The sequence below is a fragment of the Stenotrophomonas sp. STEN035 genome (assembly GCF_056759935.1).
Map to the genome: position 1 here is coordinate 69,341 of NZ_JBRRDY010000014.1, position 25,143 is coordinate 94,483.

Genomic DNA, 25,143 nt, shown 5'->3' on the forward strand with positions numbered 1-25,143 from the left:
TCTTATCTTGGGCTCAAGCTCATACTGTGTGCGGGCTGGCCTGGCAGGAATGGGGTTGGCCGGCCTTCGACCCAGTCGTCGTGGCCTGCGCCCCAGAACGGCGACAGCGGATGGCCGCTCTGGCCGCCAGGCATATGCACGATGCCGTCGGCTTCGTGACCGGGTGACACCACCATGCGTTCGGAGGCGCCGAACTTGGGCCCGACCACGCGTGGCATGTCGGCATCACCGGCCAAGGGCTGGGCCGGCATGCACAGCCAGCGCTTGAACACAGCAGGTAGCGCTGCCGAGACCGGGTGGCAGATCGCGGCGGTGTTGCGCTCGCCCCAGCTACGTTGCGCCAGATCCGGGCCCTGTGTGGCCAGATCCTTCTCAAGTTGGCGGGCGCTGTCGGCGAGCAAGGCATCCCAGCTTTCATAAGGCGGTGGCAGCAGATGCGGCGGACGTTCCTTGAGCAAAGGCCAGAGCACGCCTTCGAACTGCGCAAGTTTGGGCGCCATGTAGCGCTCGCCAAGTTGTTCTTTGGCCGGGGCCAGCAGCGCGCCTTCCATGTTGTCCATGAGGATGCCGCGGAACCCGCGTGCCATCCGGTAACTGACCGAGTCGGGGGAAGCGCGGCCCTGCCATTGGCGGCTGGCGGCTTCCAGTCGCTTCAGCGCAGGATCGTCGCTGTGTTCGATGGTCTGCCGCAGCAGCTTCCACCAGCGTTCCATCAGTAGGGCACGGTCGTCCAATTGGATCGCCAGCAGGTCGCTTTCCTTGAAGCTTTCGTGGGCAAACAGACCGTCGCGGATCTGCTTGGCACGTGCGCCGAAGTCATAACCGCCATCGCCGGCTTCGGCCAGGGCGGCGCCATCGAGTACGCGGCCATTGGCCGTCCACAGACGGTGATCGGGCGGGTCAATCAGCGACGGTGCTTGGTCGGTGCGGATAGGCCAAGGCGGGCAGCTGGCCTGCGTCGCTGCATCGGCATGGCAGGCCGGGTCGCGCGCAGGTCTGGCTCCGATCAGGCGCCAGGCGATGCGGCCGCTGCGGTCGGCAACCAGCAGGTTCTGTGCAGGGACGCCTGAGCGATCGGCCACTGCAAAGGCAGAATCCAGATCGGCGGCCTTGGCCATGTCAGCGAAATCCAGACGGACCGCGCCAGCTTGCTGGCCCACCCAGCGCAGAGCGAGCAGCTGCCCGTCGGGCTCCTCGTGCAGGATCGGGCCCCAATTGCTTTCGCGCACCAGCAGCATTTCCGGGCTGGCGCCGGCGACGGCGATTGCCTCGTTGAAGGTGCGCAGCGGCGCATTGGCGGGCAGGGTGGTGTAGTCGGCGGTGTCGATATAGCTGTTGGTGAAGGCCCACGCCACCCGCGTATTGCTGCCGACGATGACCGCAGGCAGGCCGGGCAGGGTAAATCCTGCAACATCGACCTTGCCCTCCGGCGCAGTCGGGTCGGCATAACGCAGGCGTGCTCGGAACCAGATATTCGGCGCGCGCAGGCCCAGGTGCATATCGTCGGCGATGATGGCGCGGCCGTCGGCGGTCAAGGCGCCTGCTACCGCGAAGTTATTGCTTCCTAAGACCTCAGACTCTACGGCGACCGGCGCAGGTGGCGCGGTGCCGGCAACGCGCAGGTCCAAGGTTGCGGCGTTCGGCAGGTCGGCATCGCCACGGGGCGGGCCGAACAAGGGGGCATCCCAACTGCTGCTGTCGTGTGCAAGCAGTGCGTACAGGGCAGGCGGTACGACGCTGCGGATGCGCGCCATCGCCAGTTCGCGGGAGTTGGTCGGGTCCTGCAGGTCGGCATACATCGCCAGCCCGGTCAGCACCGAGTCCTCCAGCTCCCATGGCCGCGGTTGCTGGCGTAGCAGCAGATAAGGCCAGGGCCGCACCGGCAGCGCGGCCAGACCGGCATTGACGCCGTCGCGATAGGCTTCGATGACGCCGCGCTTGTCGCCCAAGGCCGCGCCCAGGTTCTGCTGGGTGTGGGCGCGCAAGCGGTGCACACGCATGCGCTTGTCCAGCGGCAAGGCCTTGGCGCCGAACAGCTCGGACAGTTCCCCCGCGGCCGAGCGCCGCATCAGGTCCATCTCGAAGAAGCGCTCCTGGGCGTGCACATAGCCCAGGGCGCGGGCCATATCGGTCTCGTTGGCGGCCTCGATGGTGACTACTCCCAAGGCATCACGCTGGATGCTGACCGGGGCCGACAGCCCTGGCAGGGCCAGTTCCCCGTCCAGCTGCGGCAAGCTGCCGCGCAGCAGCCCCCAGATGATCAGCAGCGCTACCAGCAACAGCCCCAATACAACCCAAAGCGAACGCAGCAGCCAACGCAGCACAGGCCTACCCCCGGTAGCGGTTCTGTCGCGATTGTAGACAGCTTGTGAAGCTGAAAGAGAGGGAATCGCAACTGAAAGTGATTCTGATTAGATCATTGGGTTTTCAGATGGGGCACCCTATGCACCATCGAATCATCAGGAGCACCCCCATGCAGGGCAAACCCGAAGTCATTGAGTGCCTGAAGGAACTGCTGCGCGGCGAACTGGCCGCGCGCGACCAGTACTTCATCCATTCCCGTCGTTATGAGGATCAGGGCCTGCTGGCGCTGTACGAGCGTATCGGCCATGAGATGGAAGAAGAGACCGAACACGCCGATGCACTGCTGCGTCGCATCCTGTTCCTTGGCGGCAACCCGGACATGCGTCCGCACGCCTTCGAGCCGGGCGTGACCGTGATGGAGATGCTGGAGAAGGATCTGCAGGTGGAATACCAGGTGCGCGCCAATCTGGCCGCCGGTGTGAAACTGTGCGAAGCGCAGGGCGATTACGTCAGCCGCGACATCCTGCTGCTGCAGTTGCGTGACACCGAGGAAGACCATGCCTGGTGGCTGGAGAAGCAGTTGGGCCTGATCAAGCGTATTGGTCTGGAGCTGTACCAGCTGAGCAAGATGGACGCCAAGGGCACCGCGGCGCATTGATCTGTAGTGCCGACCCATGGTCGGCATTTGAATTAATTGGTAACGCCCCTGCCGACCATGGGTCGCCACTACAGGCGTTGCAGCCTGTATACGGCGGTGGATAGCGCGCTCACGCCGTCGGCGCGAAAGTCCGGCTGCTGGTCGAGGATGTCGCGGCGTTCCAGCAGGCCGGCCTGCCACGGGCTGGCGAACAAGCGCTGTACTTCGGCTTCCTCCACTGAGAACGGTGGGCCCTGCTTCTCGTCCTGCGGGTATTCCAGGGTGATCAGTACACCTTGGCAACCTACCGGCAACTGCCCGTACAAGGTGTCGCGGTAGTGCTGGCGCAGGTGCGGCGGCAGGGCGATCAGGGCGGCGCGGTCGTAGACGCCGGCACTGTCTGCCAGCAATTCTGCATCCAGCGCGAAAGCGTCGCCACAGATGATCTCAATCGGCCCGGCGCTGTAATGCTCGCCGTGCTGGCTGCTGTGGCGCTGCGGGGTGATGTCGGCTTCAGCGAAGAACTGCTCGATGGCCATCGGCGACAATTCAACGCCAAGCACACGATGGCCTTGCGCGGCCAGCCAGTGCATGTCCAGGGTCTTGCCGCACAGCGGTACCAGCACGCGGCTGCCTGCGGAGAGTTGCAGCTCGGGCCAGTGCTTTTGCAGCAGCGGCATCACCTCGTTACGGTGGAAGCCGATTTGACCGTTCTGCCAACGTTGCAGCCAGAAGTCGGGTTGCATGGGGTTCTCCGAGAGCGGGTTGCTGATTGCTTGTAGGAGCGGCGTGAGCCGCGAAGCTGAGAGCAATGGATCAATGGTGATTCTTGGTTGTTGATGTCGGTTGGAACTGTGGCTTCGCGGCTTACGCCGCTCCTACAAAAAAAGCCGGGCAATGCCCGGCCTTCTCTGCTTACTGAACTTCCAGCCCTTCAACCTTCTGCCACCCACGCGGCAGCAGATGCCCGCGTGTCGCCCGTGTTCCCAGATACGTCTCCAGGTCCTTGAAAGACAGGTTCATGGTGCGCTGGCCGCTACGAACCTGCAGCGTGTTGCTCGGGCCTACCGCCACCACCGCCACCACGCGCTCGGTGGAGAGCTTGGCCTTGGGGATCTCGATGATCTTGTTGCCCTTGCCCTTGTCCAATTCGGGCAACTCGCTGGCCGGGATGGCGAGCATGTTGCCGGCGCTGGTGACCGCGACGATGCGGTCGGTTTCCGGGTTGGCGACCAACGACGGGGTCAGTACCGCCGAACCGGTGGACAGGTTGAGCATCGCCTTGCCGGCCTTGTTGCGGCCGGTGAGGTTCTCGAAGCGGGTAACGAAGCCATAGCCGTGCGTGGACGCCAACACGAAGCGGGTGTTGTTGTCGCCGCTGGCCACGGTAACGAAGCTGCTGCCCGAGGCCGGCGAGAAACGGCCGGTCAGTGGCTCGCCATTGCCACGTGCCGAGGGCAGGGTATGCACCGGCGTGGAATAGGCACGGCCCTCGGTATCGAGGAAGGCAACCTGTTGGGTGCTGCGCGTACGTGCCACCGCCAGCAGGCTGTCGCCGTCGCGGTAGTTCAGGGTCGAACCGTCGACGTCGTGACCCTTGGCTGCACGGACCCAGCCCTTCTCCGATAGCACCACGGTCATCGGCTCGCTGGGCACCAGCTCGGTTTCGTCGATGGCCTGGGCGGCACCGCGCTGCACCAGCGGCGAGCGGCGCTCGTCGCCGAACTTCTTGGCGTCAGCCAGCAGTTCGTCCTTGACCAGCTTCTTCAGCTTGGCGCTGCTCTGCAGGATGGCCAGGATCTTGTCGCGTTCCTTGGCCAGCTCATCCTGCTCGCCACGGATCTTCATCTCTTCCAGGCGTGCAAGCTGCTTCAGCTTGGTTTCCAGGATGTACTCGGCCTGGTCTTCGCTCAGCGCGAAGCGCGCGATCAACGCAGCCTTGGCATCGTCTTCGGTGCGGATGATGCGGATCACTTCGTCCAGGTTGAGGAAGGCAATCAGCAGGCCTTCCAACAGGTGCAGGCGACGCTCGACCTTCTGCAGGCGATGGTTGAGGCGGCGGGTGACCGTATCCTGGCGGAAGCGCAGCCATTCACTGAGCAGCATCTTCAGGTTCTTGACCTGCGGACGACCGTCCAGACCGATGACGTTGAGGTTGACGCGGTAGCTGCGCTCAAGGTCGGTGATGGCGAACAGGTGGCCCATCAGCTGCTCGGCGTCGACGCGGTTGGAGCGCGGCATCAACACCACGCGCACCGGGTTGGCGTGATCGGATTCGTCGCGGATGTCTTCCAGCCATGGCAGCTTCTTGGCGCGCATCTGCGCGGCAATCTGCTCGATCACCTTGGACGGCGAGACCTGGTGCGGCAGCGCATCGATGACGATGTTGGCGCCTTCTTTCTTGAAGGTGGCGCGTGCGCGCACGCTGCCGTTGCCGGTTTCGTAGATGTTCCGCAGATCCGACGGCGAGGTGATGATCTCGGCGGTGGTCGGGTAATCCGGGCCCTTCACGTGCTCGCACAGTTCGGCGATGGTGGTGTCCGGCTCGTCGATCAGGCGTACCAGCGCGCTGACGATCTCATTGAGATTGTGCGGCGGCACATCGGTGGCCATGCCCACGGCGATGCCGGTGGTGCCGTTGAGCAACAGGTGCGGCAGGCGTGCCGGCAGCCAGGTCGGCTCTTCCAGGGTGCCGTCGAAGTTCGGGGTCCAGTCGGTGGTGCCATGGCCCAGCTCGCCCAGCAACATCTCGGCAATCGGGGTCATCTTGGATTCGGTGTAACGCATGGCCGCGAACGACTTGGGGTCGTCGCTGGAGCCGAAGTTGCCCTGGCCCTCGATCAGCGGATAGCGAAACGAGAACGGCTGAGCCATCAGCACCAGTGCCTCGTAGCAGGCGCTGTCACCGTGCGGGTGGTACTTACCGATGACGTCACCGACGGTGCGGGCGGACTTCTTGGGCTTGGCGGCAGCGCCCAGGCCCAGTTCGCTCATCGAATAGATGATGCGGCGCTGCACCGGCTTGAGCCCATCGCCGATGAACGGCAGGGCGCGGTCCAGCACCACGTACATGGAGTAGTCGAGATAGGCGCGTTCAGCGTATTCGCGCAGTGGCTGCTGTTCGAAGCCATGGTAAGCGGGGCGTGCAGAATCAGTCATTGCGGGTGGGTGCTACCTGTTGTGCGGGGCCAAGGCGGGGACCGCCGGCTTCCTGATCCGTCGATTATCCGGATGGCGGCGGCGATGCCAAGCGCGGTGATGGTCCGGGTGAAGGTGGTGTCATCGATTCCCTGCATATGTGTAACAGTGAATTCATTTCTTGATGGAAATATTCCATGGAATATATTTCCATATGGAAATAAAATGCCGCCCCATGACTGAATCCTCTTCTGTACCCCCCAGCTTTGGTCTGCTGTTGCGCCAGGTAGGCGACGGGCTGGTACGCCAGCTCGACGCGACCATGGCCGAGGAAGGCCTGGGCATTGGTTTCACCCATTACGTGGGACTCAAGGTGCTCTCGCAGATGGCGCCATGTACCGCGGCCGAGCTCGGCCAGGCCATCAACCAGGTGCCCAGCGCGGTGACTCGCCTGCTGGATCGACTGGAGGCGCTGGGTGCAGTGCGCCGTGAGCCGCATGCGCAGGACAGAAGAGCCTTGCAGATCGTAGTGACCGACGAAGGCCGCGCGCTGTGGCAGCAGCTCAAGGTACGTGGCGACCGGATCATTGATCTGGCCCTGGGTGACCTGAGTGATGCCGAACGTGACCAATTGTTTTCCCTGTTAGCCCGGGTACGGGACGCCCTTTCTCCCCCATGAAAACTTCTCCTTTGAACTACGCGCGCCCGCTGTTGCTGGGCGCTTTGGTGTTGGCGCTCGGCGCCTGCGCCAGCAGCCGTGGCCTGCAACCGCAGGGGCGACTGCTGGACGCCGACAGCCTGCACAGCAGCCGCAGCCTGGCCGGTACACCGCTCAGTGCGGCAGGCTTTCCTGCCGCCGACTGGTGGCGTGCACTCGCCGACCCGCAGTTGGATGCGTTGATCGACGAAGCCCTGCGCGGCTCTCCTTCGCTGGAGGCGGCCGATGCGCGCCTGCGCCAGGCGCAGGCACACGCCGCCAGCAGCAATGCCGAGCGCAAGCCCAACCTGTCGCTGTCGCCGGGCTATACCGGCATGCGCCTGCCCGAATCCATGGCCGGTGACGAGATCGGCGGCCATTACATGGGCAGCGTGCAGGCCGTCGCCAATTTCAGCTATGGCGTCGACTTGTGGGGCGGCAAGCGAGCCGCTTGGGAAGCCGCTGTCGACAGTGGCCACGCCGCTGCCGTGGATGCGCAGGCTGCCCGTCTGGATCTGGCAGCCGTCATTGTCCAGGGCTACGTGCAGCTGGCCCATGCCGGCCAGCTGCAGCGTGTTGCCAATGACGAACTGGCGCGCGCCGAGAAGACCCTGCAGCTGACCCGCCAGCGTCGCGCTGCCGGTATCGACAGTGAGCTGCAGGTGCAGCAGGCACAGGCGCGGCTGCCTGCCGCACAACAGCAGCAGCTGGCGGCGCAGCAGCAGATCGATGTTTCGCGCAATGCACTGGCCGCGCTGCTGGGCAAGGGGCCGGATCGCGGTCTGGACATCAAGGTGCCGAATGAATTGAATCCGCTGGCCCTGCAGCTGCCAGGTGTGGTTCCCAGCGAACTGCTGGGCCGGCGTCCGGATATCGTTGCCGCGCGCTGGCGTGTGGAAGCGGCGGACAAGCAGGTCAAGGTCGCCAAGACCCGCTTTTATCCCAACCTCAACCTGACCGCTTTGGGCGGGGTGGTGTCCAAGGACCTGGGCAGCCTGCTGGAAAGCGGCTCCACCTTCGGTCTGCTGGCGCCGGCGCTGAGCCTGCCGATCTTCGATGGCGGGCGCCTGCGCGCCGGCCTGGCCAGCAGCGATGCCGACTATGACCTTGCCGTGGCCAACTACAACCACATCCTGGTGGACGCCCTGCGCGACGTTGCCGACCAGGTCAATGCCAGCCGCTCGCTGGCCGAACAGGTACAGGCGCAGCGGCAGCTGCGTGGCATCGCACAGACCGCCTACGAGCTGGCGCAGCAGCGTTACCGCGCCGGTATCGGCAACTACCTCGATGTACTCAGCACCCAGGACCGCCTGCTGCAGGCCGAACAAGGGCTGAGCAACCTGCAATCCCAGCAGCTGTTGTCTTCGGTACGCCTGAGCACCGCCTTGGGCGGCGGCTTCCAACCCAGCGCCGACGCGGCGCCGGCCGTTGCCAACGGCAACGACACCACGCATTCCTGAGAGTCCCCCCCAATGAGCCAGACCTCCTCCCCCGAAGCGGCAGCCGCCGCTCCCAGCCGTCGCGGCAAGCTGCTGCGCGGCCTGCTGTTCGTCATCCTGATCCTGCTGGCAGCCTTTGCCGCGTGGTACTACTTCCTGGGCCGCTGGGCCGAGGAGACCGACGATGCTTATGTCGGCGGTAACCAAGTGCAGATCACCCCGCAGATCACCGGTACCGTGGTGTCCATCGCCGCCGATGACGGCATGAAGGTGGAGCAGGGCCAGTTGCTGGTGCAGCTGGATCCGGCCGACACTGAAGTGGCCATGCAACAAGCGCAGGCCAACCTCGCCAGCACCGTGCGCCAGGTTCGCGGCCTGTACCGCAGCGTGGAAGGTGCGCAGGCGGAATTGAACGCCAGGCAGGTGACGGTAAAGCGGGCCCGCGAAGACTTCGCCCGTCGTCGTGACCTTGCGGCTACCGGTGCGATTTCGAACGAAGAGCTGGCCCACGCCCGTGACGAGCTGGCCGCTGCCGAAGCCGCCGTTGCCGGTTCGCGTGAGACCGTCGAGCGCAGCCGCGCGCTGGTCGATGACACCATCATCGCTACTCAACCGGACGTGCAGGCTGCGGCCGCACAGCTGCGCCAGGCCTACCTCAACAAAGCGCGTGCCGGCATCGTTGCGCCGGTGAGTGGCTATGTCGCGCGTCGCTCGGTGCAGGTTGGCCAGCGTGTGCAGCCGGGTGCTGCCTTGATGGCGGTGGTGCCGGCCGAGCAGATGTGGGTGGATGCCAACTTCAAGGAAACCCAGCTGCGGCATATGCGCCTGGGCCAGGAAGTGGAGCTGCGCTCGGACCTGTACGGTGGCGACGTGACCTACAAGGGCCACATCAGCAATCTCGGCCTGGGCACCGGTTCTGCGTTCTCGTTGCTGCCGGCGCAGAATGCCAGCGGCAACTGGATCAAGATCGTGCAGCGGGTGCCAGTGCGTATCACCATCGACGCCAAGCAGCTTGCCGAGCATCCGTTGCGTCTCGGCCTGTCGATGAAGGCCGAGGTCAACCTGCACGATCAGAAGGGCACGGTGCTGCCGGCTGACGTGGCCAAGGGCACGGTGTACGGCACTGAGGTGTATACCAAGCAGCTGCATGATGCCGACGCCATGATCCACAGCATCATCCAGGACAACCTGCCGCCGTCCGCGCGCGCCAGCTGAGGTCACCATGTCCGCTCAAGCTCCCACGGCGCCGGCCACGACGGTCGGTGCAGGGCCAGCCAATGTTGCGTTGTGCACGGCTGGCCTGGCGCTGGCCTCGTTCATGCAGGTGCTGGATACCACCATCGCCAACGTCTCGTTGCCGACGATCGCCGGCAACCTTGGTGCCAGTTCGCAGCAGGCGACCTGGGTCATCACCTCGTTCGCGGTCAGCACCGCGATTGCCTTGCCGCTGACGGGTTGGTTGAGCCGCCGTTTCGGTGAGGTGAAGCTCTTCATATGGGCGACCATCGCGTTCTCGGTCGCTTCCTTGTTGTGCGGCATCGCCCAGAGCATGGGCATGCTGGTGGTGTCGCGCGCGCTGCAGGGCTTCGTGGCCGGACCGATGTACCCGATCACCCAGTCGCTGCTGGTGTCGATCTATCCGCGGGAGAAACGTGGGCAGGCGCTGGCCTTGTTGGCGATGATCACCGTGGTCGCGCCGATTGCCGGTCCCATTCTCGGTGGCTGGATCACCGACAACTACAGCTGGGAATGGATCTTCCTGATCAACGTGCCGCTCGGTGTCATCGCTGCCGCGGTGGTTGGCAGTCAGCTGCGCCATCGCGTGGAAACCACCGAGCGGCCGAAGATGGATTACGTCGGCCTGGTCACCCTGGTGATCGGCGTCGGCTGCCTGCAGCTGATGCTGGACCTGGGCAACGAGGAAGACTGGTTCAACTCGACCAAGATCGTGGTGCTGACCTGTATTGCTGCGGTGATGCTGGCGGTGTTCGTGATCTGGGAGCTGACCGACAAGGATCCGATAGTCGACCTGAAGTTGCTGCGGCATCGCAACTTCCGCGCAGGCACCTTGGCGATGATTGTTGGTTATGCCGCGTTCTTCTCGGTGGCGTTGATGATCCCGCAGTGGTTGCAGCGTGACATGGGCTATACCGCGATATGGGCTGGTCTGGCGACTGCACCATTAGGCATCCTGCCGATCATGGTGGCGCCGGTGCTGGGCAAGTTCGGCCACAAGGTGGACATGCGCTACCTGGCGACGATTGCGTTCTTCGTATTGTCGATGACCAGTTTCATGCGCTCGGGCTTCAACCTGCAGGTCAACTTCGAGCACGTTGCCGGCGTGCAGTTGCTGATGGGTGTTGGATTGGCGCTGTTCTTCATGCCGGTGTTGCAGATCCTGTTGTCCGACCTTGACGGCCGCGAGATCGCCGCCGGCTCTGGCCTGGCGACCTTCCTGCGCACCTTGGCGGGCAGCTTCGCGGCGTCGCTTACCACGTGGTTGTGGGCGCGTCGGACTCAACAACATCATGCTGATCTGACCGAACATGTGTCGCTGTACGATCCGGGCATGCATCAGCAGGTGACCGCGATGGGGCAGGGCGACCTGCAACATGGTGCAGCGGTGCTCAACGAGATGATCAACCACCAGGCCTCGCAGATGGGCTTCAACGACATCTTCCTGCTGCTGGGCTGGGTGTTCCTGCTGATCATCGGCCTTGTGTGGCTGGCCAAGCCGCCGTTTGGTGCTGGAGCGGGTGCTGCATCGGCAGGTGGGCACTAGCAGCAGCTCTGTAGTGCCGAGCCATGCTCGGCAGAGGCCTTATCGATAGAGTTTCTGCCGAGCATGGTTTGGCACTACGGTTGGAGCTGTAGGTAAGGCTTCTGCCGAGCATGGCTCGGCACTACAGGTTGGATTGCTTGTAAGGCCCCTGCCGAGCATGGCTCGGCACTACAAATTGCGGGCACAAAAAAACCCGCTTTCGCGGGTTGTTTCGTTTGAGTCATGGTGCCCAGGAGAGGACTCGAACCTCCACGGAGTTGCCCCCGCTAGCACCTGAAGCTAGTGCGTCTACCAATTCCGCCACCTGGGCGACTCAGGAGACGAATTGTGCCGAGTGTGAAGAAAACTGTCAACGATTTGCGTGAAGAAATTTCACGTCGCAGAAGATCACGGTAGTGCCGAGCCATGCTCGGCAGTGGCGTTACCGATAGAGCCTCTGCCGAGCATGGCTCGGCATTACATAAAAAATCTCGGGCACAAAAAAACCCGCTTTCGCGGGTTGTTTCGTTTGAGTCGTGGTGCCCGGGAGAGGACTCGAACCTCCACGGAGTTGCCCCCGCTAGCACCTGAAGCTAGTGCGTCTACCAATTCCGCCACCCGGGCGACTCAGGAGCGAGATTATGTAGGACGTTTCTGGTGGCGTCAACAGTTTTGTGAAGAGTGGGCTGCGAAGCTGCAATTCCCAAACCCCGGAAACGAAAAAACCCGCTTTCGCGGGTTTGATCTTGAAACGTGGTGCCCAGAAGAGGACTCGAACCTCCACGGAGTTGCCCCCGCTAGCACCTGAAGCTAGTGCGTCTACCAATTCCGCCACCTGGGCACTTCAGGCCGCGAATTCTGCAGAGGATGACGATCTTTGTCAACGCTTTTTCACAAACATCTGCAGTGATCGTGTGTGCGCCCTGTACACCTAGGTGCATGTACCATGGAGGCTGATGAAAAACAAAAAGACCACTGGGGCCGACAAGGCCCGCAAGTCCGCCACCGGCAGCAAGCCGGGCAAGGCGCCGGGCAAAGCCCCCAAAGCAAAAACCGCCAAGCTGCCGCCATGGATGCCGGAGAGTCTGTCCGCACCTGCCAAGCCCAGCGGCTCCAAGCCAGGCGCCTCCAAGTCCGGCAAGGCTGGCCCGGCCCGCTCCGGCGCGGCCAAGCCTGGCAAGCGCAAATTCACCGACGACGCCGCCCCGCAGAGTTTCGTACGCGGCCGTCGCAAGCCGGGTCCGCCGGTTGCGGCCTTCGATGATCCGTATGCATCGCGCGAAGCCGAGCGCTACGCGCAGCCGATTGCCAGCCGCGAAGCCATCCTGCAGTTGCTGGATCGCTGCGAAGGCCCGCAGAACGCCGAGGAAATCGCCGCTGCGTTGGGCCTGACTGAACCGGATCGTGCCGACGCGCTGTCCAAGCGCCTCGGCGCGATGGTGCGCGACGGCCAGTTGGTGCAGAACCGCCGTGGCGGCTTCGCACCGGTCAGCCAGTTGAGCCTGATTCCCGGTGTGGTTATCGCCAACCCGGAAGGCTTCGGCTTCCTGCGCCCGGACGAGGGTGGCGACGATCTGTTCCTGTCGCCGTATGAGATGCGCAAGGTCATGCATGGCGACCGTGCCTTGGCCAACGTCACCGGCATCGACCGCCGTGGCCGCCGTGAAGGCGCCATCGCCCGCGTGCTGGAACGTGGCGTCAATCGTCTGATCGGGCATTTCAGCATCGAGGCTGGCATCAGCTACGTGGTGCCGGATGACAAGCGCATCCAGCGCAACATCCAGATCCCGGGCGACCTCACTGGCGGCGCCAAGGACGGGCAGCTGGTGGTCTGCGAACTGACCCATGCGCCGGATTCGCGGCGCCCGCCGATCGGCAAGATCATTGCCGTGCTCGGCGACAAGCTGACCCCGTCGCTGGTGGTGGAAACCGCCATCCACGGGCATGAGCTGCCCTACGAATTCCCGCCGGAAGTGCTGGACGAAGCCACTGCCGTTCCGTTGACGGTGGAAGCATCGATGATTGGCAAGCGCGTTGACCTGCGTTCCATGCCGCTGGTCACCATCGATGGCGAGGACGCCAAGGATTTCGACGACGCGGTGTACTGCGAGCCGAACCGTGACGGCTTCCGACTGGTGGTGGCCATCGCCGACGTCTCCAACTACGTGCGCCCAGGCACGCCGCTGGATGACGAAGCACAGCGCCGCGCGACCTCGGTGTATTTCCCCGGTTTCGTGGTGCCGATGCTGCCGGAGACGCTGTCCAACGGCATCTGCTCGCTGCGGCCGAAGGAGGACCGCATGTGCTTCGTCTGCGATATGCAGATCGGGCGCGATGGCCAGGTCAGTGAGTCGAAGTTCTACGAAGCGGTGATGAACTCACATGCACGCCTGACCTATACCCAGGTGTGGGCGGCGGTGGGTGAGGATGATGCGGACACCAAGGCCTTCATCGGCCCGTTGCTGCCGCAGATCCAGAACCTGCACCAGCTCTACCGCATCCTGTCCAAGGCGCGCGAGCGTCGCGGCGCCATCGAGTTTGAGTCCTCGGAAGTGCGCTTCGTGCTGGACAACCGTGGCGAGGTCACCCAGGCCGGCATGATGGTGCGCAACGACGCCCACAAGCTGATCGAGGAATGCATGATCGCCGCCAACGTGGAGGCTGCGCGCTATCTGCTGTCCAAGCATGTGCCGGCACCGTTCCGCGTGCATGAGCGGCCACCGGAATCCAAGTTCGCCGACCTGCTGGAGTTCCTCAAGGAGTTCAAGCTGAGTCTGCCGCCGTGGAGCAAGGTGCAGCCGGGTGATTACACCAAGCTGCTGAAGAAGGTGCGCGAGCGTCCGGATGCGGCGTTGCTCGAATCGGTGCTGCTGCGCAGCCAGTCGCTTGCGGTGTATTCGCCGGACAACAATGGCCACTTCGGCTTGGCGCTGGAGGCCTACGCGCACTTCACCTCGCCGATCCGTCGTTACCCGGATCTGCTGGTGCACCGCGCGATCAAGTACGCGCTGACCGGCGGTCCGCTCGACAAATACACCTATACCCCGCGCGAAATGGCAGCCTTGTCGCTGCAATGCTCCGAACGTGAGCGTCGTGCCGACGAGGCTGAGCGCGAGGTCGACGAGCGTTTCCGCGCCGCATGGATGGAAAAGCACGTTGGCAGCCAGTTCGACGGCGTGATCAGCGGTGTGACCAGCTTCGGCCTGTTCGTCGAACTGTACGAGTCCAAGGTCAATGGCCTGGTTCACGTGACCCAGCTGCCGCACGACTATTACCAGTTCGACCCGATCCGCAAGACGCTGAGCGGCGACCGCCGTGGCAATGAGTTCCGGCTTGGTGATCGGGTCCGCATTTTGGTGCTCAAAGCCAGCATGGAAGAGCGCAAGATCGACTTCCGTCTGGTCGAGGACAAGGACGGCAAGGTGGACCCGCCGGCACCGGCGCCGCTGCCCGAACGCGGCAAGCCAGCCAAACGGACCAAACAGAAGTATTGATCCGATGCTGCTGCAAAGAGAGAAGGGGGGGGGGGGGGGGGGGGGGGGGGTGTTGATGAGGGCCCCCAGCACCGGGGGCCGGGAAGGGGAGATAGTGACAAAAAAGGCCCCCGGCGGGGGTGGGCACGCCCGCAGGGGCGCACGGCCGCCTCGGCCCCAACTCGCCAAGCCACCCAACGGGCACAAAAATAAGTTTTGATCCGATGCTGCGTCAAAGAGCTACGGCCGGCGCATTGCGCGGGCCTTCTTTGTTCATGCCCGACCACAGCAAGGCGTGCATCAATGGACTGTTCAACCAAAGATGCCGTACATGGTCTGTTCGACACGACCGCTGGCCAGATCGATCAGCAAGGCATCGTGGCCATACCGTACCCACTCAAAGCCGATGGGTGGCGTTTCCAGATCGAACAGCCAGTAATCGGCCAGGCGATATTCCGGCGCAAAGAACGGTGCAGGCAGGATGTCGCCGAAGTACCAGGTGCGGTTCACCCAGCCACGGGGCGCCATGTAGGGGCCGATGGTGTAGGTGCGGTGGGCACGGAAGTTGTGGTTGAACTGGCCGTGGTCCATGTTGGGGGGGCGGCGGTCCCAGCCTTGGGGTGGCGAAACCGGACGGTAGGCGCGTGGCGCGCGGAAGGTTTCCGGTGCTCGCCGTTGCATCGACTGGCCTTGGTGCTGGGACTGCATGCGATGGGGCTCTTCGGCGCTGGCGGTGCTGGCCAAGCTGCCAATCAGCAGTGCCGAGGCCAGTAGTGTTGGGATGCGATTGCCGATCATGATCCGTTCTCCTGAAGGCGGAGTGGGCAGTTGCGGGCGGAGTGTCCGGCGGTTGGACTCCAGTGAGGCCAGCGTAGGCGGGGCAGTGTTATTGGCGGCCAAGGATCTGATTAAGAAAGATTAATTTCGTTGCCAGCGTCGGTGTGTGTTCAGTTTCACGGCCCTGTGCCGGCAGTTTTCTGGGGGGCGTTGCTGATGCCATGTGGCCCGATGGACTACCATTGCGCGTCTTCTACCCCGCACGCCGGTTGCAATGAGCAAGCAGAACCAATGGATCGTCGGCGTCAACGCCGTGGCTTCGTCAATTGAAAAAGACCCGGAAAACGTCCGCGAGGTCCTGATCGAGGCTGGCGCCAAGAACCCCCGCCTCGTTGAAATCGAGGAAGAAGCCCTGCGCAAGGGCATCGACGTACGCAAGGTCAACGCCCAGGCGCTGGGCGGCGTGGCCGGCCAGGTCCGCCACCAGGGAGTGGTCGCACGTTATGCCGCGCCCAAGCTGTGGGACGAGAACGAGCTGAAAGGCTTGATCGAAGCGGCCGAAGGCAAGGCGCTGGTGCTGGTGCTGGACGAGGTGCAGGACCCGCACAACCTCGGCGCCTGCCTGCGCAGCGCCGCCGCCGCTGGCGTCACCGCGGTGGTGATCCCCAAGGACAAGAGCGCCCCGGTCAACGCGACCGTGCGCAAGGTCAGCGCTGGCGCGGCCGACAGCATTCCGGTGGTGTCGGTGACCAATCTGGTCCGTTGCATCAAGGACATGCAGAAGCTGGGTGTATGGGTTTACGGCCTGGCCGGTGAATCAGATACCACCATCCACAAGCTCGACCTGCGCGGCAACGTGGCGCTGGTAATGGGCGGCGAAGCCGACGGCATGCGCCGCCTGACCCGCGAAACCTGCGACCAGCTGGTGCGCATCCCGATGCCGGGCGACGTCGAGAGCCTCAATGTATCCGTGGCGACGGGTGTGGCATTGTTCGAGGCCGTCCGCCAACGCCTGTAAGGAACACCATGCCCCGCACGCCGCCTCGTCTTCTCCTCCGATTGACTGTGGCGCTGGCGGGGCTTTGCGTCCTGAGCGCCGCCGCCCAGGACGCACCGCGCGTACGCGCACGTGATCTGGGCGTCGCACCCGGCATCTTCAGCCCCGGCAGCAACAACGCGATCACCGACGTAGCCGGCGTACGTGTTGGCCAGGTCACGCTGAGTACTGGCAACACGGTGCGCACTGGCGTCACCGCGATCCTGCCGCATCCCGGCAACACCTATCGCTCGCGGGTGCCGGCTGCGCTGCATGTCGGTAATGGCTTCGGCAAATTTGTCGGCAGCACCCAGGTCAACGAACTGGGCGAACTGGAAACCCCGATCCTGCTGACCTGCACGCTATGTGTGTGGAAGGCCGCTGACGCCATGGCCGAGTGGATGCTGGCGCAGCCGGACATGCAGCAGGTGCGCTCGCTCAACGTGGTGGTGGGCGAGACCAACGATGGCGGCCTCAATGACATCCGCGCACGGCCGGTTACCGCGGACGCGGTGCGTCGTGCATTGGAACGCGCGAAGAGCGGACCGGTGCAGGAAGGTAGCGTAGGTGCCGGCACCGGCACGGTGGCATTTGGCTGGAAGGGCGGTATTGGTACCTCGTCGCGCAAGCTGCCGGAGAGTCTGGGTGGTTGGACCGTCGGCGTGCTGGTGCAGGCCAATTTCGGCGGCGTATTGCAGGTGGAAGGCGCTCCGGTTGGACGCGAGCTGGACCGTTATGCATTCCAGAATGCAGTTGCCGCGCAGGGCAATGTGCGCGGGCTTGCCGATGATCGCGGCGATGGCTCGGTGATCATCGTGGTGGCAACCGACGCGCCGTTGTCGGATCGCAATCTGCGGCGTTTGGCGTCGCGCGGAATGATGGGCTTGGGGCGCACTGGCAGCTCCGCCTCCAACGGCAGTGGCGATTATGTGCTGGCGTTTTCAACGGCCGAATCGGTGCGGCGCGGGTTCGATGCTGCGCAGCTGCAGACCACCGAGCTGGCCAACGAGCAGATGAGCGCGGTGTTCCAGGCCAGCGTGGATGCGGTGGAAGAGTCGGTCTACAACGCCTTGTTCATGGCGACCACGGTCAGCGGCAATGGGCAGACGGTGGAGGCTATTCCGTTGGACAAGGTGCGGGAGGTTTTGCTGCGGCATGGGGTGAACGCGCCGGGGCAGTAGGGTGCCTGGAATGCTGCGGAACCAAGCCATGTTTGGCTAAGTCCCTTCTCCCGTTTACGGGAGAAGGTGGCGCGAGGCGTCGGATGAGGGGAGCTTTTGACTTTGCTTGAGGCTGTTTCTTCTCCCGCTTCCGGAAAATGTGCCCGAAGAGCCTGCCCCCGCGAAGGCGGGTAATGCGAAGGCGAAAGTGCGCGCTATTCAACATGTTCTCGCTAGAAGCTTCCCCTCACCCCAACCCCTCTCCCGCAGGCGGGAGAGGGGCTTAAGCAGGTTTACTGGCTCGTCATTGCCCCGCCACCCAACGCTTTGTACAGCGTCACATCATTGACCAGCTGGCTGCGCTTGGTCTGCGCCAGCGATAGCTCGGCATTGCGGCGGGTCTGCTCCGCTTCCAGCCACGTCCGCAGGTCGGTAGCGCCAGCGCGATACCGCACTTCATACAAGCGCGCGATCTCAACCGCCTCGTCATACGAAGCCTGCGCAGCAGCGACCTGCTCAGCCAGGCGCGTGCGCGCCGACAGGGCGTTATCCACTTCCGACAGCGCGGTATACAGCGTCCGCCGGAAATCATTGGCGGCGATCTGATACGACAGATCCGACGATTTGATATCCAGCTGCATCTGCCGGAACTTCAAAAACGGCAGGCTCAGGCCCGCACCCAAGGTTGCTACCGGGTTGGTCAGCACATCACCCAGCGAAGTTGTGGAACTGCCTACCGAACCACTCAGGCTCAGACTCGGGTAATAGCTGGTCGCCGTCACCTTGATGCTCTTCAGTGACTGCCGCAGACGCAGCTCGGCAGCACGCAGGTCCGGCCGGCGTGCCAGCAACTCGGCAGGCATGCCTTCGACCAGTGCCGGGCTCTGCGCGACATCCAGATTCTGCGGCTCGTTCGCCAGCGGCCAGGGCTGGCCATCGAGCAGCACGGTCAAGGCATTGCGGGTTTCCACTCGCTGCTGTTCCAGCTGCGATTGCGCGGCCTTCTGGCTCTCGATGTTCTGCTGCGCCTGGCGAACTTCCAATCGCGAAACACCGCCGGCGTCGAACTGGGTCTGCACCAAGGAAGCAGTGCGCTGCAGGCGCTCAAGATTGGCCTGGCCGGTGGCGATCGCCTGATTCAGGTAACCCAACTGCCAGTACAACTCGGTGCTCTGGCCGACCAGGCTAAGCGCCGTGCTCTGCAGGTCCTGCGCGGTGGCCTGCGCTTCCCAGCGGGAGATGTCGCGCTGGCCACGCAGCTTTCCCCACAGGTCCAGCTCCCAGCCCAGCGATACGCTGGCGCTGTTGTTGCGCGACCAGTTGTCGCTGCTGTCGGTACTGCGGCTGCCGCTGGCGCTGACCGAGCCGCTGGCCTGTGGCCACAGGTCGGCAGAGGCCAGTCCGGCCTGCGCACGGGCACGTTCCAGCTTCAAACCGGCCGAGGCCATGTCGGTATTACTGGCCAGCACGCGCTCGATCAGCTGGTCCAGGTTCGGATCAGAGAAGCCCTGCCACCAGGCATCGGCGTGCACATCGGCAACCGGTGCGGTCACTTCGTGCTCAATGGCCTGCACCGGCGCATTGGCAGCAGCGTCGCCGCGTCCATAGACGTTGGGCACGCGCAGGTCGGCGGCAGGGTCGGCGCTGGGGGTGGTGGCGCAGCCGACCAAGGCGGCGGTCAGGGCGGTGGAGAGCAGCAGGGGACGGAGTGCTTTCATGGTCATCTTCATTCGCGGGCCAAGGCCTCGACCGGGTCGAGCTGGGCGGCATTGCGGGCCGGCAGGAAGCCGAACGCCACGCCGATCAGGGTCGAGCAGGCGAAGGCGGCAACGATCGAGCCGGTGGAGAACAGCAGGGTGAAGCTGGCACCAAAGGTCTGGAAGGCCCAGCCGATCGACAGCGCCAGCGCGATGCCGAGCACGCCGCCGAGCAGGCAGACCAATACCGCTTCGATCAGGAATTGCTGGCGGATGTCGCTTTGCCGCGCACCCACTGCCATGCGCACGCCGATCTCGCGGGTACGCTCGGTCACCGATACCAGCATGATGTTCATCACCCCGATGCCGCCGACGACCAGTGCAATCGCGGCGATCGCACCGATCAGCAAAGTCATGGTCTTGGTGGTGGACTCGATGGTCTCGCGGATCTCGGCAGTGTTGCTGAGGAAGAAATCCTCGGTGCCGTGGCGCAGGGTCAGCAGCTTGGTGATCGCCGATTGCGCGGCATCCATCGGCGTGTCGTCCTTGACCCGCAAGGTGATGCTGCTCAGGTAGGTCTGCCCCAGCATGCGCGCCATCACCGTGGTGTAAGGCACCCAGACGCTGAGATTGGTGCTGCCACCAAAGCCCATCGACTGACGCTTGGCTACGCCGATCACCCGAGCCGGCACATTGCCCAGCAGGACCACCTTGCCGAGCGGATCATCACTGCCGAACAGCTGGTTGCGGGTGTTCTCGTCGATCACCACTACCTGTGCCAAGCCCTTTACTTCGCTTTCGTCGAAATAGCGACCGCTGATCAAGGTCATGCCCTTGACCCTGAAGTACTGATCTCCGATGCCGGCAACCTGTGCCGACGCAGCCTTGTTACCTACACGTGCTGTCACCGAGCTGGATACGCTGGGGGTGACGCTGTCGATGTAACTCTGCGTGGCCAATGCCTCGGCATCGCTGCTTTTCAGCGTCTGTACGCGTCCGGAGCGCATGTCGCCGAAGCCGCGGCCCGGATATACATCGATGGTATTGGTGCCCAGCGAGGAAATGTTCTGCAGGATCTGCTGCTGAGAGCCGTTGCCCATCGCCACCACCGACACCACCGAGGCGATACCAATGATGATGCCGAGCATGGTCAGGAAGGTGCGCAGGCGGTGTGCGTTCATTGCCAGCAAAGCCATGCGGAAGGCTTCGACGAAGCGATCACGCGCGGCTTGGAAGGCGCTACCACCGGTGCGCACGGGGGCAGCGCGTTGCTGCTTCTGCAGTGCCGGCACCTTGTCGTTGCGACGGTCGGCGACGATCACGCCATCGTGGATCTCGATGATGCGCTGTGCGTGCTCGGCCACGTGCATGTCGTGGGTGACGATGATGATGGTCTGGCCTTCGGCATGCAGCTCGCCGAGGATGTTCATCACTTCTTCGCCGGAGGCGCTGTCCAGCGCGCCGGTGGGCTCGTCGGCCAGGATCACCTCGCCACCGTTCATCAGCGCACGCGCGATGGAGACGCGCTGCTGTTGGCCGCCGGACAGCTGGCCCGGCTTGTGACCCATGCGGTCGCTCAGGCCCAGCCGCGCGAGCAGGGCCTCGGCGCGGCTGCGGCGGGCGTCGGCAGGTGTACCGGCATAGATCGCAGGCACTTCCACGTTGCCACGTGCGTCCAGATCTCCCAATAGGTGATAGCGCTGGAAGATGAAACCGAAATGCTCGCGGCGCAGCTCGGCCAGTTCGTCCGGTTGCATGCGGCCGGTTTCGCGTCCAGCCACTTTGTAGGAGCCCACGGTGGGGCGGTCCAGGCAGCCGAGGATGTTCATCAAGGTCGACTTGCCCGAACCGGACTGGCCAACGATAGCGACCATCTCGCCGGCATGGATGTCGAGGTTGACGTCCTTGAGCACGGCGATGGTTTCCTCGCCGGCCGGGAACTCGCGACGCAGGTCGCGCAGTTGCAGCAGCGGCTGGCTCATCGGCGCGGGCCACCCATCATCGGGCCCATCGGGCCGCGCTGGTTGCTGCTGCTGGTTTTCTCGCCGGCGGCGACTTCGCCGACCACGACCAGCTCGCCTTCCTTCAGGCCTTCCAGTACTTCGACGTTGGAGCCGTTGTTGAGGCCGACCTTGATCGTGCGCGGCTCCGGCTGGCCGTCTTTGTTGACCACGCGGACCACGTAGCTGTTGCTCTTGGCCAGTGCGGCGGCATCCGGCTGGCGACGTTGCTGGCGCTGGCCTTCCTGCTTGCTGCGGGCGGCGCGTTGCTCGCCATTGGCGGCAGTCGCGCCGGGGCCACGGCCGCCTTCCGGCACCTTGGGGCCGAGCGCAACGGTGGGAATCAACAGCGCGTCCTTGGCCTGGGCCAGCATCACCGAGACCTGCGCGGTCATGTCGATGCGCAGCGTGCCGTCCGGGTTCTCGACGTCGAACAGCGCGTTGTAGTACACGGCGGTGCTGGAGCTGGACGAGGAAGAGCTGCTGGAGCTGGTGCTGTCGGTGCTGATCGAGGCCGGCGCCGGGTTCACCGTGCGCAGCGTGGCCTGGTACTTGTGGTCCGGATTGCCCAGGATGGTGAAGTACACCGGCATGCCGGGCTTGACCTTGACCACGTCGGCTTCGGAGATCTCGGCATTCACCGTGACCAGGTCCAGCCGCGCCAGCTTGACGATGGTCGGTGCCGACTGGTTGGCGTTGACCGTGCGGCCTTCTTCGGCAACCACCGCGACCACGGTGCCGTCGATGGGCGCGGTGATGCGGGTATAGCCGAGGTTGGCCTGGGCAGTGCCCAGTTCGGTTTCACGCTGGCGGATCTGTGCATCGAGTGCACGGATCTGCGCGCGGGTGCTGGCCAGGTTGGCTTCGGCCGACTCGTAGTCGGCGCGCGAGGTGGCTTCGGCGGCCAGCATCTCCTTCTGGCGGGCGAAGGCTAGCTCGGATTCCTTCAGCGAGGCGGTCTGCACCGCACGCTGGGCGCGGATGTTTTCCAACGCCGCCTCGGCGTTCTTCAGGCTGTTCTCCTGGGTGACCGAATCGATCTCGGCGATCAGGTCGCCTTGCTTGACCACATCACCTAGCTGCACCTTCAGCACCTTGATCTGGCCCGAAGCCTGCGCACCGACGCTGACCAGCTTGTAGGCATCGATGACGCCGGTGGCGTCGACCGTCTGTTCCAGATCGCCACGGCTGACCGGCGAGGTGGCCATCGAAGGGGCAGCGGGCTTGCGCGTGGCCCAGAACACGCCGCCGGCGAGCAGGGCGACGATGGCAGCGGCAATCAGGATGCGGTTGCGGCGGGAGGAGGGCAGCAGCTTCACGGTGATCAGGCACTCAGGCTGGGCCGCAGCGTGCGGCGTTGATGCCAGTTTGGTCAGTGCCCTGTTCAGCCTCAAGGCACAGTATGTGTCGACGTGTATCAGGTTCAGCCGGCCATGTATCGGCGTGTATCAAGTGCAGGCGTTGATACGCGCCGACACGTATGCGCCCGCGCACGACGATCCGCTAGCATGGATCATTGCCCCATGACGGACATACAGACCTTGCACCGCTTGTTGGTGGTAGACGACGACAGTGACATCCGCAGCCTGCTGGCCGAGCAACTGGGCCGGGCCGGCTATGCCGTGAGCACGGCGGCCGATGGCAACCAGATGCGCCAGGTATTGGCGCGCGAGCACATCGACCTGATCGTGCTGGACCTGAACCTGCCGCGCGAAGACGGTCTGGCGCTATGCCGCGAGCTGCGCGTGCGTTCGACCACGCCGGTGATCATGCTCACCGCACGCAGCGAGCCGATTGATCGCGTGCTTGGGCTGGAAATGGGCGCCGATGATTACCTGGCCAAGCCCTTCGAGCCGCGTGAGCTGCTGGCACGCATCCGCAACGTGCTGCGCCGGACCGAGGCCTTGCCGACCAACATGGAACCGCTGGCGATGCGCCGGGCGCTGTTCTCAGGCTGGGTATTCGATCTGGAACATCGGCATCTGATTGATCCGGCCAAGCGTGTGGTGATGTTGTCGGGGGCCGAGTTCCGCCTGCTGCGGGTGTTGGTCGCCCATGCCAACAAGGTGCTGTCGCGCGAGCAACTGGTGTCGCTGAGCAGTGGTCGAAACTACGAATCTCAGGATCGTGCCATCGACCTGCAGATCAGCCGTCTGCGGCAGAAGCTGGCCGATGCCGGCGGTGCCGATGGCCTGATCAAGACCGTGCGCAACGAGGGCTATGTGTTCGCCAGTGCGGTGACGCTGGAATGAAGCGGCTGCGTCTGTTCCTGTCGTCGATGGCCGGGCGGCTGTTCGTCATCCTGCTGGTCGGCATGATGGTGGCGGCGATTGGCGCGACGCTGCTGGCCGAGAGCCGTCGCCAGCAGGAGTTCGAGCGGCAGAACCTTGCGCGTATCGCCGACCGCCTGCAGGGCTTGGTCAATCTGCTGGACGGCAACCCGGAGCTGCGCAGCCGCTTGTTGGCGGTGGGCGGTCCCAGCGTGCGCGAGGTCAAAGGCGACTTCCGTACCGGCGATGTGGACGAGGCTTTGATGGCAGTGCTGGTCGCACGCGGTGGCGCGGTTGCCAGTGCGCAAGTGCGCGCGAGCAGCTTCCGCGCCTGCATGCCGCCCTTGCCGGAATTCCTGCCGCCACCCGGACGCGGACAGCGATCGCAGCACATGCGTGAGCGCGATCCAGCATTCACCCCGCCGCGCTGTCGTCTGGTGGAATTGAAGCTCACTGACGGCACACCGCTGCGGCTGGCGCTGGAGTACCCGGCGGTGGCAAGACGCAGCGGGGCGGCGTTCGACCCATGGTTCCTGTCGTTGCTGGCATTGGCGATTGGTCTGCTGGCCTATGTGGTTGCACGCATCGCCAGCTCGCCGTTGCAGCGGCTGGCAAACCACGCCACCGAGCTCGGTCACGACCTGCAGCGTGAACCATTGCCGGTCAGCGGCCCCCTGGAAGTGCAACGGGCCGCCGAAGCCTTCAATGCCATGCAGAAGCGTCTGCAGCGGCACCTGAGCGAGCGCACGCAGATGTTGGCGGCGATCACCCATGACCTGCAGACGCCGTCGACGCGGCTGCGGCTGCGGTTGGAGAACGTGCAGGACGAGCAGTTGCGCGAGCGCCTGATCGGTGACCTCGCTGCGATGCAGGCCTTGATCCGCGAAGGTTTGGAGCTTGCCCGCAGCGCCGAGAGCGCTGAGCAACGTGCTGCGCTGGATCTGGACTCGCTGCTGGAGAGCGTGGTCGAGGACGCTGCCGAGTCCGGTCATGATGCGGTGCTGGAGCAGGGGAGCGGCGCGGTGCTGATGCTGCGGCCGTTGGCGATGCGGCGTTTGTTCTCCAACCTGGTCGACAACGCGGTGAAGTATGGTCGCGCTGCGCAGGTGAGCGCACGCCGCGATGGCGATGCAGTCGAGGTGCGGGTACGTGACAACGGGCCGGGGCTGGCCGAGGACGAGCTCGAAGCCGTGTTCACCCCGTTCCTGCGCCTGGAGACCTCGCGCTCACGCGAGACCGGCGGCGCCGGCTTGGGCCTGACCATCGCCCGTGCGCTGGCCGAAAAGGACGGTGCCAGCCTGACCCTGCGCAATCACCCCGAAGGGGGCTTGGAAGCCATCGTTCGTTGGGAAGCGCCGCAGTGGCCAGCCAACGGTTGATCGCAACGCAGGCGGGACTGCTTGCAGGTGTGGCTGTAGGAGCGGCGTAAGCCGCGAAGCCACCGTGGTGTCCGGAGCCAATGAAAGTGCGCTGTTGTTGCTGCGGCGATCGGGGCGACTGCCTTTGCAAACTGAGGGGTTGTCAGCTTCGCGGCTTACGCCACTCCTACAGTTCCTCCGGCCAGGATTGTGTGCTTTCACACCGCCAATCACATTCCAGCGAAAATCCTCAGCGCCGAGCCTTACTCAACCCTGCAACATGGCCCCTGTTTGCTAGTATCGCCACACCAGCTTGGGGCAAGAACGATGGCAGCAGAGAAGAATCCGGTAACCCGGTCGAGCGTGGGGATGCGCGCGATGTCGGGCAGGGCAAGG

17 protein-coding genes and 3 tRNA genes are annotated in these 25,143 nt (G+C 64.2%); 10 read left to right on the forward strand and 10 right to left on the reverse strand.

Going from position 1 to position 25,143, the window contains the following annotated elements; all coding sequences use genetic code 11:
* Window positions 1-2: 2 nt before the first annotated feature.
* Complete coding sequence (locus ACVOLL_RS09715) at window positions 3-2,324, reverse strand: penicillin acylase family protein (RefSeq protein WP_481512723.1); 2,322 nt, start codon at window positions 2,322-2,324, stop codon at window positions 3-5.
* Window positions 2,325-2,473: 149 nt separating this feature from the next.
* On the opposite strand from ACVOLL_RS09715, the gene ACVOLL_RS09720 reads away from it, so the two are divergent.
* Window positions 2,474-2,962: a bacterioferritin gene (locus ACVOLL_RS09720; RefSeq protein ID WP_481512724.1), complete on the forward strand. Its 489-nt coding sequence runs from the start codon at window positions 2,474-2,476 to the stop codon at window positions 2,960-2,962.
* Window positions 2,963-3,030: 68 nt separating this feature from the next.
* Here ACVOLL_RS09720 and ACVOLL_RS09725 read toward each other — a convergent pair whose 3' ends face one another.
* Window positions 3,031-3,687, reverse strand: a complete 657-nt coding sequence (locus tag ACVOLL_RS09725; RefSeq protein ID WP_481512725.1) for a thiopurine S-methyltransferase — start codon at window positions 3,685-3,687, stop codon at window positions 3,031-3,033.
* Window positions 3,688-3,856: 169 nt separating this feature from the next.
* Window positions 3,857-6,100, reverse strand: a complete 2,244-nt coding sequence (gene parC / locus ACVOLL_RS09730) for a DNA topoisomerase IV subunit A (protein WP_481512726.1) — start codon at window positions 6,098-6,100, stop codon at window positions 3,857-3,859.
* Window positions 6,101-6,314: 214 nt separating this feature from the next.
* On the opposite strand from parC, the gene ACVOLL_RS09735 reads away from it, so the two are divergent.
* Genes ACVOLL_RS09735 through ACVOLL_RS09750 form a run of 4 tightly spaced genes read left to right on the forward strand, consistent with a single transcriptional unit; the run spans window position 6,315 to window position 10,997 of the window.
* Window positions 6,315-6,758: a MarR family winged helix-turn-helix transcriptional regulator gene (locus ACVOLL_RS09735; RefSeq protein ID WP_481512727.1), complete on the forward strand. Its 444-nt coding sequence runs from the start codon at window positions 6,315-6,317 to the stop codon at window positions 6,756-6,758.
* Window positions 6,755-8,236 (forward strand): efflux transporter outer membrane subunit, encoded by a 1,482-nt coding sequence (locus ACVOLL_RS09740; protein ID WP_481512728.1) that lies wholly within the window; start codon window positions 6,755-6,757, stop codon window positions 8,234-8,236. Before ACVOLL_RS09735 ends, ACVOLL_RS09740 begins: the two co-directional genes overlap by 4 nt.
* Before the next feature lie 12 nt (window positions 8,237-8,248).
* Entirely contained in the window at window positions 8,249-9,430 is a 1,182-nt protein-coding gene (locus ACVOLL_RS09745) for a multidrug transporter (protein ID WP_481512729.1), read from the forward strand.
* A gap of 7 nt (window positions 9,431-9,437) precedes the next feature.
* Window positions 9,438-10,997 (forward strand): DHA2 family efflux MFS transporter permease subunit, encoded by a 1,560-nt coding sequence (locus tag ACVOLL_RS09750; RefSeq protein ID WP_481512730.1) that lies wholly within the window; start codon window positions 9,438-9,440, stop codon window positions 10,995-10,997.
* A gap of 223 nt (window positions 10,998-11,220) precedes the next feature.
* Here the strand turns inward: ACVOLL_RS09750 and ACVOLL_RS09755 are convergent.
* From ACVOLL_RS09755 to ACVOLL_RS09765, 3 genes are all read right to left on the reverse strand, one after another.
* A tRNA-Leu gene (locus tag ACVOLL_RS09755) sits at window positions 11,221-11,307 on the reverse strand.
* A gap of 206 nt (window positions 11,308-11,513) precedes the next feature.
* Window positions 11,514-11,600: transfer RNA gene (locus tag ACVOLL_RS09760), tRNA-Leu, on the reverse strand.
* A gap of 130 nt (window positions 11,601-11,730) precedes the next feature.
* Window positions 11,731-11,817 (reverse strand) — tRNA-Leu (locus tag ACVOLL_RS09765).
* Window positions 11,818-11,932: 115 nt separating this feature from the next.
* Between ACVOLL_RS09765 and rnr the strand changes: the two genes are divergently transcribed.
* A complete protein-coding gene (gene rnr / locus ACVOLL_RS09770) occupies window positions 11,933-14,470 on the forward strand; it encodes a ribonuclease R (RefSeq protein ID WP_481512731.1) in 2,538 nt (845 codons plus the stop codon).
* Window positions 14,471-14,761: 291 nt separating this feature from the next.
* Here rnr and ACVOLL_RS09775 read toward each other — a convergent pair whose 3' ends face one another.
* On the reverse strand, window positions 14,762-15,247 hold the full coding sequence (locus ACVOLL_RS09775; RefSeq protein ID WP_481512732.1) for an RcnB family protein: 486 nt from the start codon (window positions 15,245-15,247) through the stop codon (window positions 14,762-14,764).
* Window positions 15,248-15,500: 253 nt separating this feature from the next.
* Here ACVOLL_RS09775 and rlmB point away from each other — a divergent pair, with 253 nt between their 5' ends.
* Together rlmB and ACVOLL_RS09785 are read left to right on the forward strand one after the other, a co-directional pair.
* The gene (gene rlmB / locus ACVOLL_RS09780) at window positions 15,501-16,244 is read left to right on the forward strand and encodes a 23S rRNA (guanosine(2251)-2'-O)-methyltransferase RlmB (protein ID WP_296252531.1); all 744 of its coding nucleotides are present in this window, start codon (window positions 15,501-15,503) and stop codon (window positions 16,242-16,244) included.
* Window positions 16,245-16,252: 8 nt separating this feature from the next.
* Entirely contained in the window at window positions 16,253-17,443 is a 1,191-nt protein-coding gene (locus ACVOLL_RS09785) for a DmpA family aminopeptidase (protein ID WP_481512733.1), read from the forward strand.
* 272 nt (window positions 17,444-17,715) lie between these two features.
* Here ACVOLL_RS09785 and ACVOLL_RS09790 read toward each other — a convergent pair whose 3' ends face one another.
* From ACVOLL_RS09790 to ACVOLL_RS09800, 3 genes are read right to left on the reverse strand one after another with little or no spacing between them, the layout of a single operon-like run.
* Complete coding sequence (locus ACVOLL_RS09790; RefSeq protein ID WP_481512734.1) at window positions 17,716-19,140, reverse strand: efflux transporter outer membrane subunit; 1,425 nt, start codon at window positions 19,138-19,140, stop codon at window positions 17,716-17,718.
* 8 nt (window positions 19,141-19,148) lie between these two features.
* Entirely contained in the window at window positions 19,149-21,101 is a 1,953-nt protein-coding gene (locus ACVOLL_RS09795) for a MacB family efflux pump subunit (protein ID WP_481512735.1), read from the reverse strand.
* Window positions 21,098-22,444: an efflux RND transporter periplasmic adaptor subunit gene (locus ACVOLL_RS09800; RefSeq protein WP_481512758.1), complete on the reverse strand. Its 1,347-nt coding sequence runs from the start codon at window positions 22,442-22,444 to the stop codon at window positions 21,098-21,100. Before ACVOLL_RS09800 ends, ACVOLL_RS09795 begins: the two co-directional genes overlap by 4 nt.
* A gap of 198 nt (window positions 22,445-22,642) precedes the next feature.
* On the opposite strand from ACVOLL_RS09800, the gene ACVOLL_RS09805 reads away from it, so the two are divergent.
* A complete protein-coding gene (locus ACVOLL_RS09805; protein ID WP_481512736.1) occupies window positions 22,643-23,371 on the forward strand; it encodes a response regulator in 729 nt (242 codons plus the stop codon).
* Window positions 23,368-24,768, forward strand: coding sequence for an ATP-binding protein (locus tag ACVOLL_RS09810; protein ID WP_481512737.1), 1,401 nt, complete (start codon window positions 23,368-23,370; stop codon window positions 24,766-24,768). The genes ACVOLL_RS09805 and ACVOLL_RS09810 overlap by 4 nt, the downstream gene beginning before the upstream one ends.
* Window positions 24,769-25,143: the final 375 nt, after the last annotated feature.

Excerpts from the sequence above, each read along its gene's own strand:
- ACVOLL_RS09720 (WP_481512724.1), top strand. The coding sequence starts at position 2,474 with ATGCAGGGCAAACCCGAAGTCATTGAGTGCCTGAAGGAACTGCTGCGC.
- ACVOLL_RS09725 (WP_481512725.1), bottom strand. The coding sequence starts at position 3,687 with ATGCAACCCGACTTCTGGCTGCAACGTTGGCAGAACGGTCAAATCGGC.
- parC (WP_481512726.1), bottom strand. The coding sequence starts at position 6,100 with ATGACTGATTCTGCACGCCCCGCTTACCATGGCTTCGAACAGCAGCCA.
- ACVOLL_RS09735 (WP_481512727.1), top strand. The coding sequence starts at position 6,315 with ATGACTGAATCCTCTTCTGTACCCCCCAGCTTTGGTCTGCTGTTGCGC.
- ACVOLL_RS09740 (WP_481512728.1), top strand. The coding sequence starts at position 6,755 with ATGAAAACTTCTCCTTTGAACTACGCGCGCCCGCTGTTGCTGGGCGCT.
- ACVOLL_RS09745 (WP_481512729.1), top strand. The coding sequence starts at position 8,249 with ATGAGCCAGACCTCCTCCCCCGAAGCGGCAGCCGCCGCTCCCAGCCGT.
- ACVOLL_RS09750 (WP_481512730.1), top strand. The coding sequence starts at position 9,438 with ATGTCCGCTCAAGCTCCCACGGCGCCGGCCACGACGGTCGGTGCAGGG.
- rnr (WP_481512731.1), top strand. The coding sequence starts at position 11,933 with ATGAAAAACAAAAAGACCACTGGGGCCGACAAGGCCCGCAAGTCCGCC.
- ACVOLL_RS09775 (WP_481512732.1), bottom strand. The coding sequence starts at position 15,247 with ATGATCGGCAATCGCATCCCAACACTACTGGCCTCGGCACTGCTGATT.
- rlmB (WP_296252531.1), top strand. The coding sequence starts at position 15,501 with ATGAGCAAGCAGAACCAATGGATCGTCGGCGTCAACGCCGTGGCTTCG.
- ACVOLL_RS09785 (WP_481512733.1), top strand. The coding sequence starts at position 16,253 with ATGCCCCGCACGCCGCCTCGTCTTCTCCTCCGATTGACTGTGGCGCTG.
- ACVOLL_RS09790 (WP_481512734.1), bottom strand. The coding sequence starts at position 19,140 with ATGAAAGCACTCCGTCCCCTGCTGCTCTCCACCGCCCTGACCGCCGCC.
- ACVOLL_RS09795 (WP_481512735.1), bottom strand. The coding sequence starts at position 21,101 with ATGAGCCAGCCGCTGCTGCAACTGCGCGACCTGCGTCGCGAGTTCCCG.
- ACVOLL_RS09805 (WP_481512736.1), top strand. The coding sequence starts at position 22,643 with ATGACGGACATACAGACCTTGCACCGCTTGTTGGTGGTAGACGACGAC.
- ACVOLL_RS09810 (WP_481512737.1), top strand. The coding sequence starts at position 23,368 with ATGAAGCGGCTGCGTCTGTTCCTGTCGTCGATGGCCGGGCGGCTGTTC.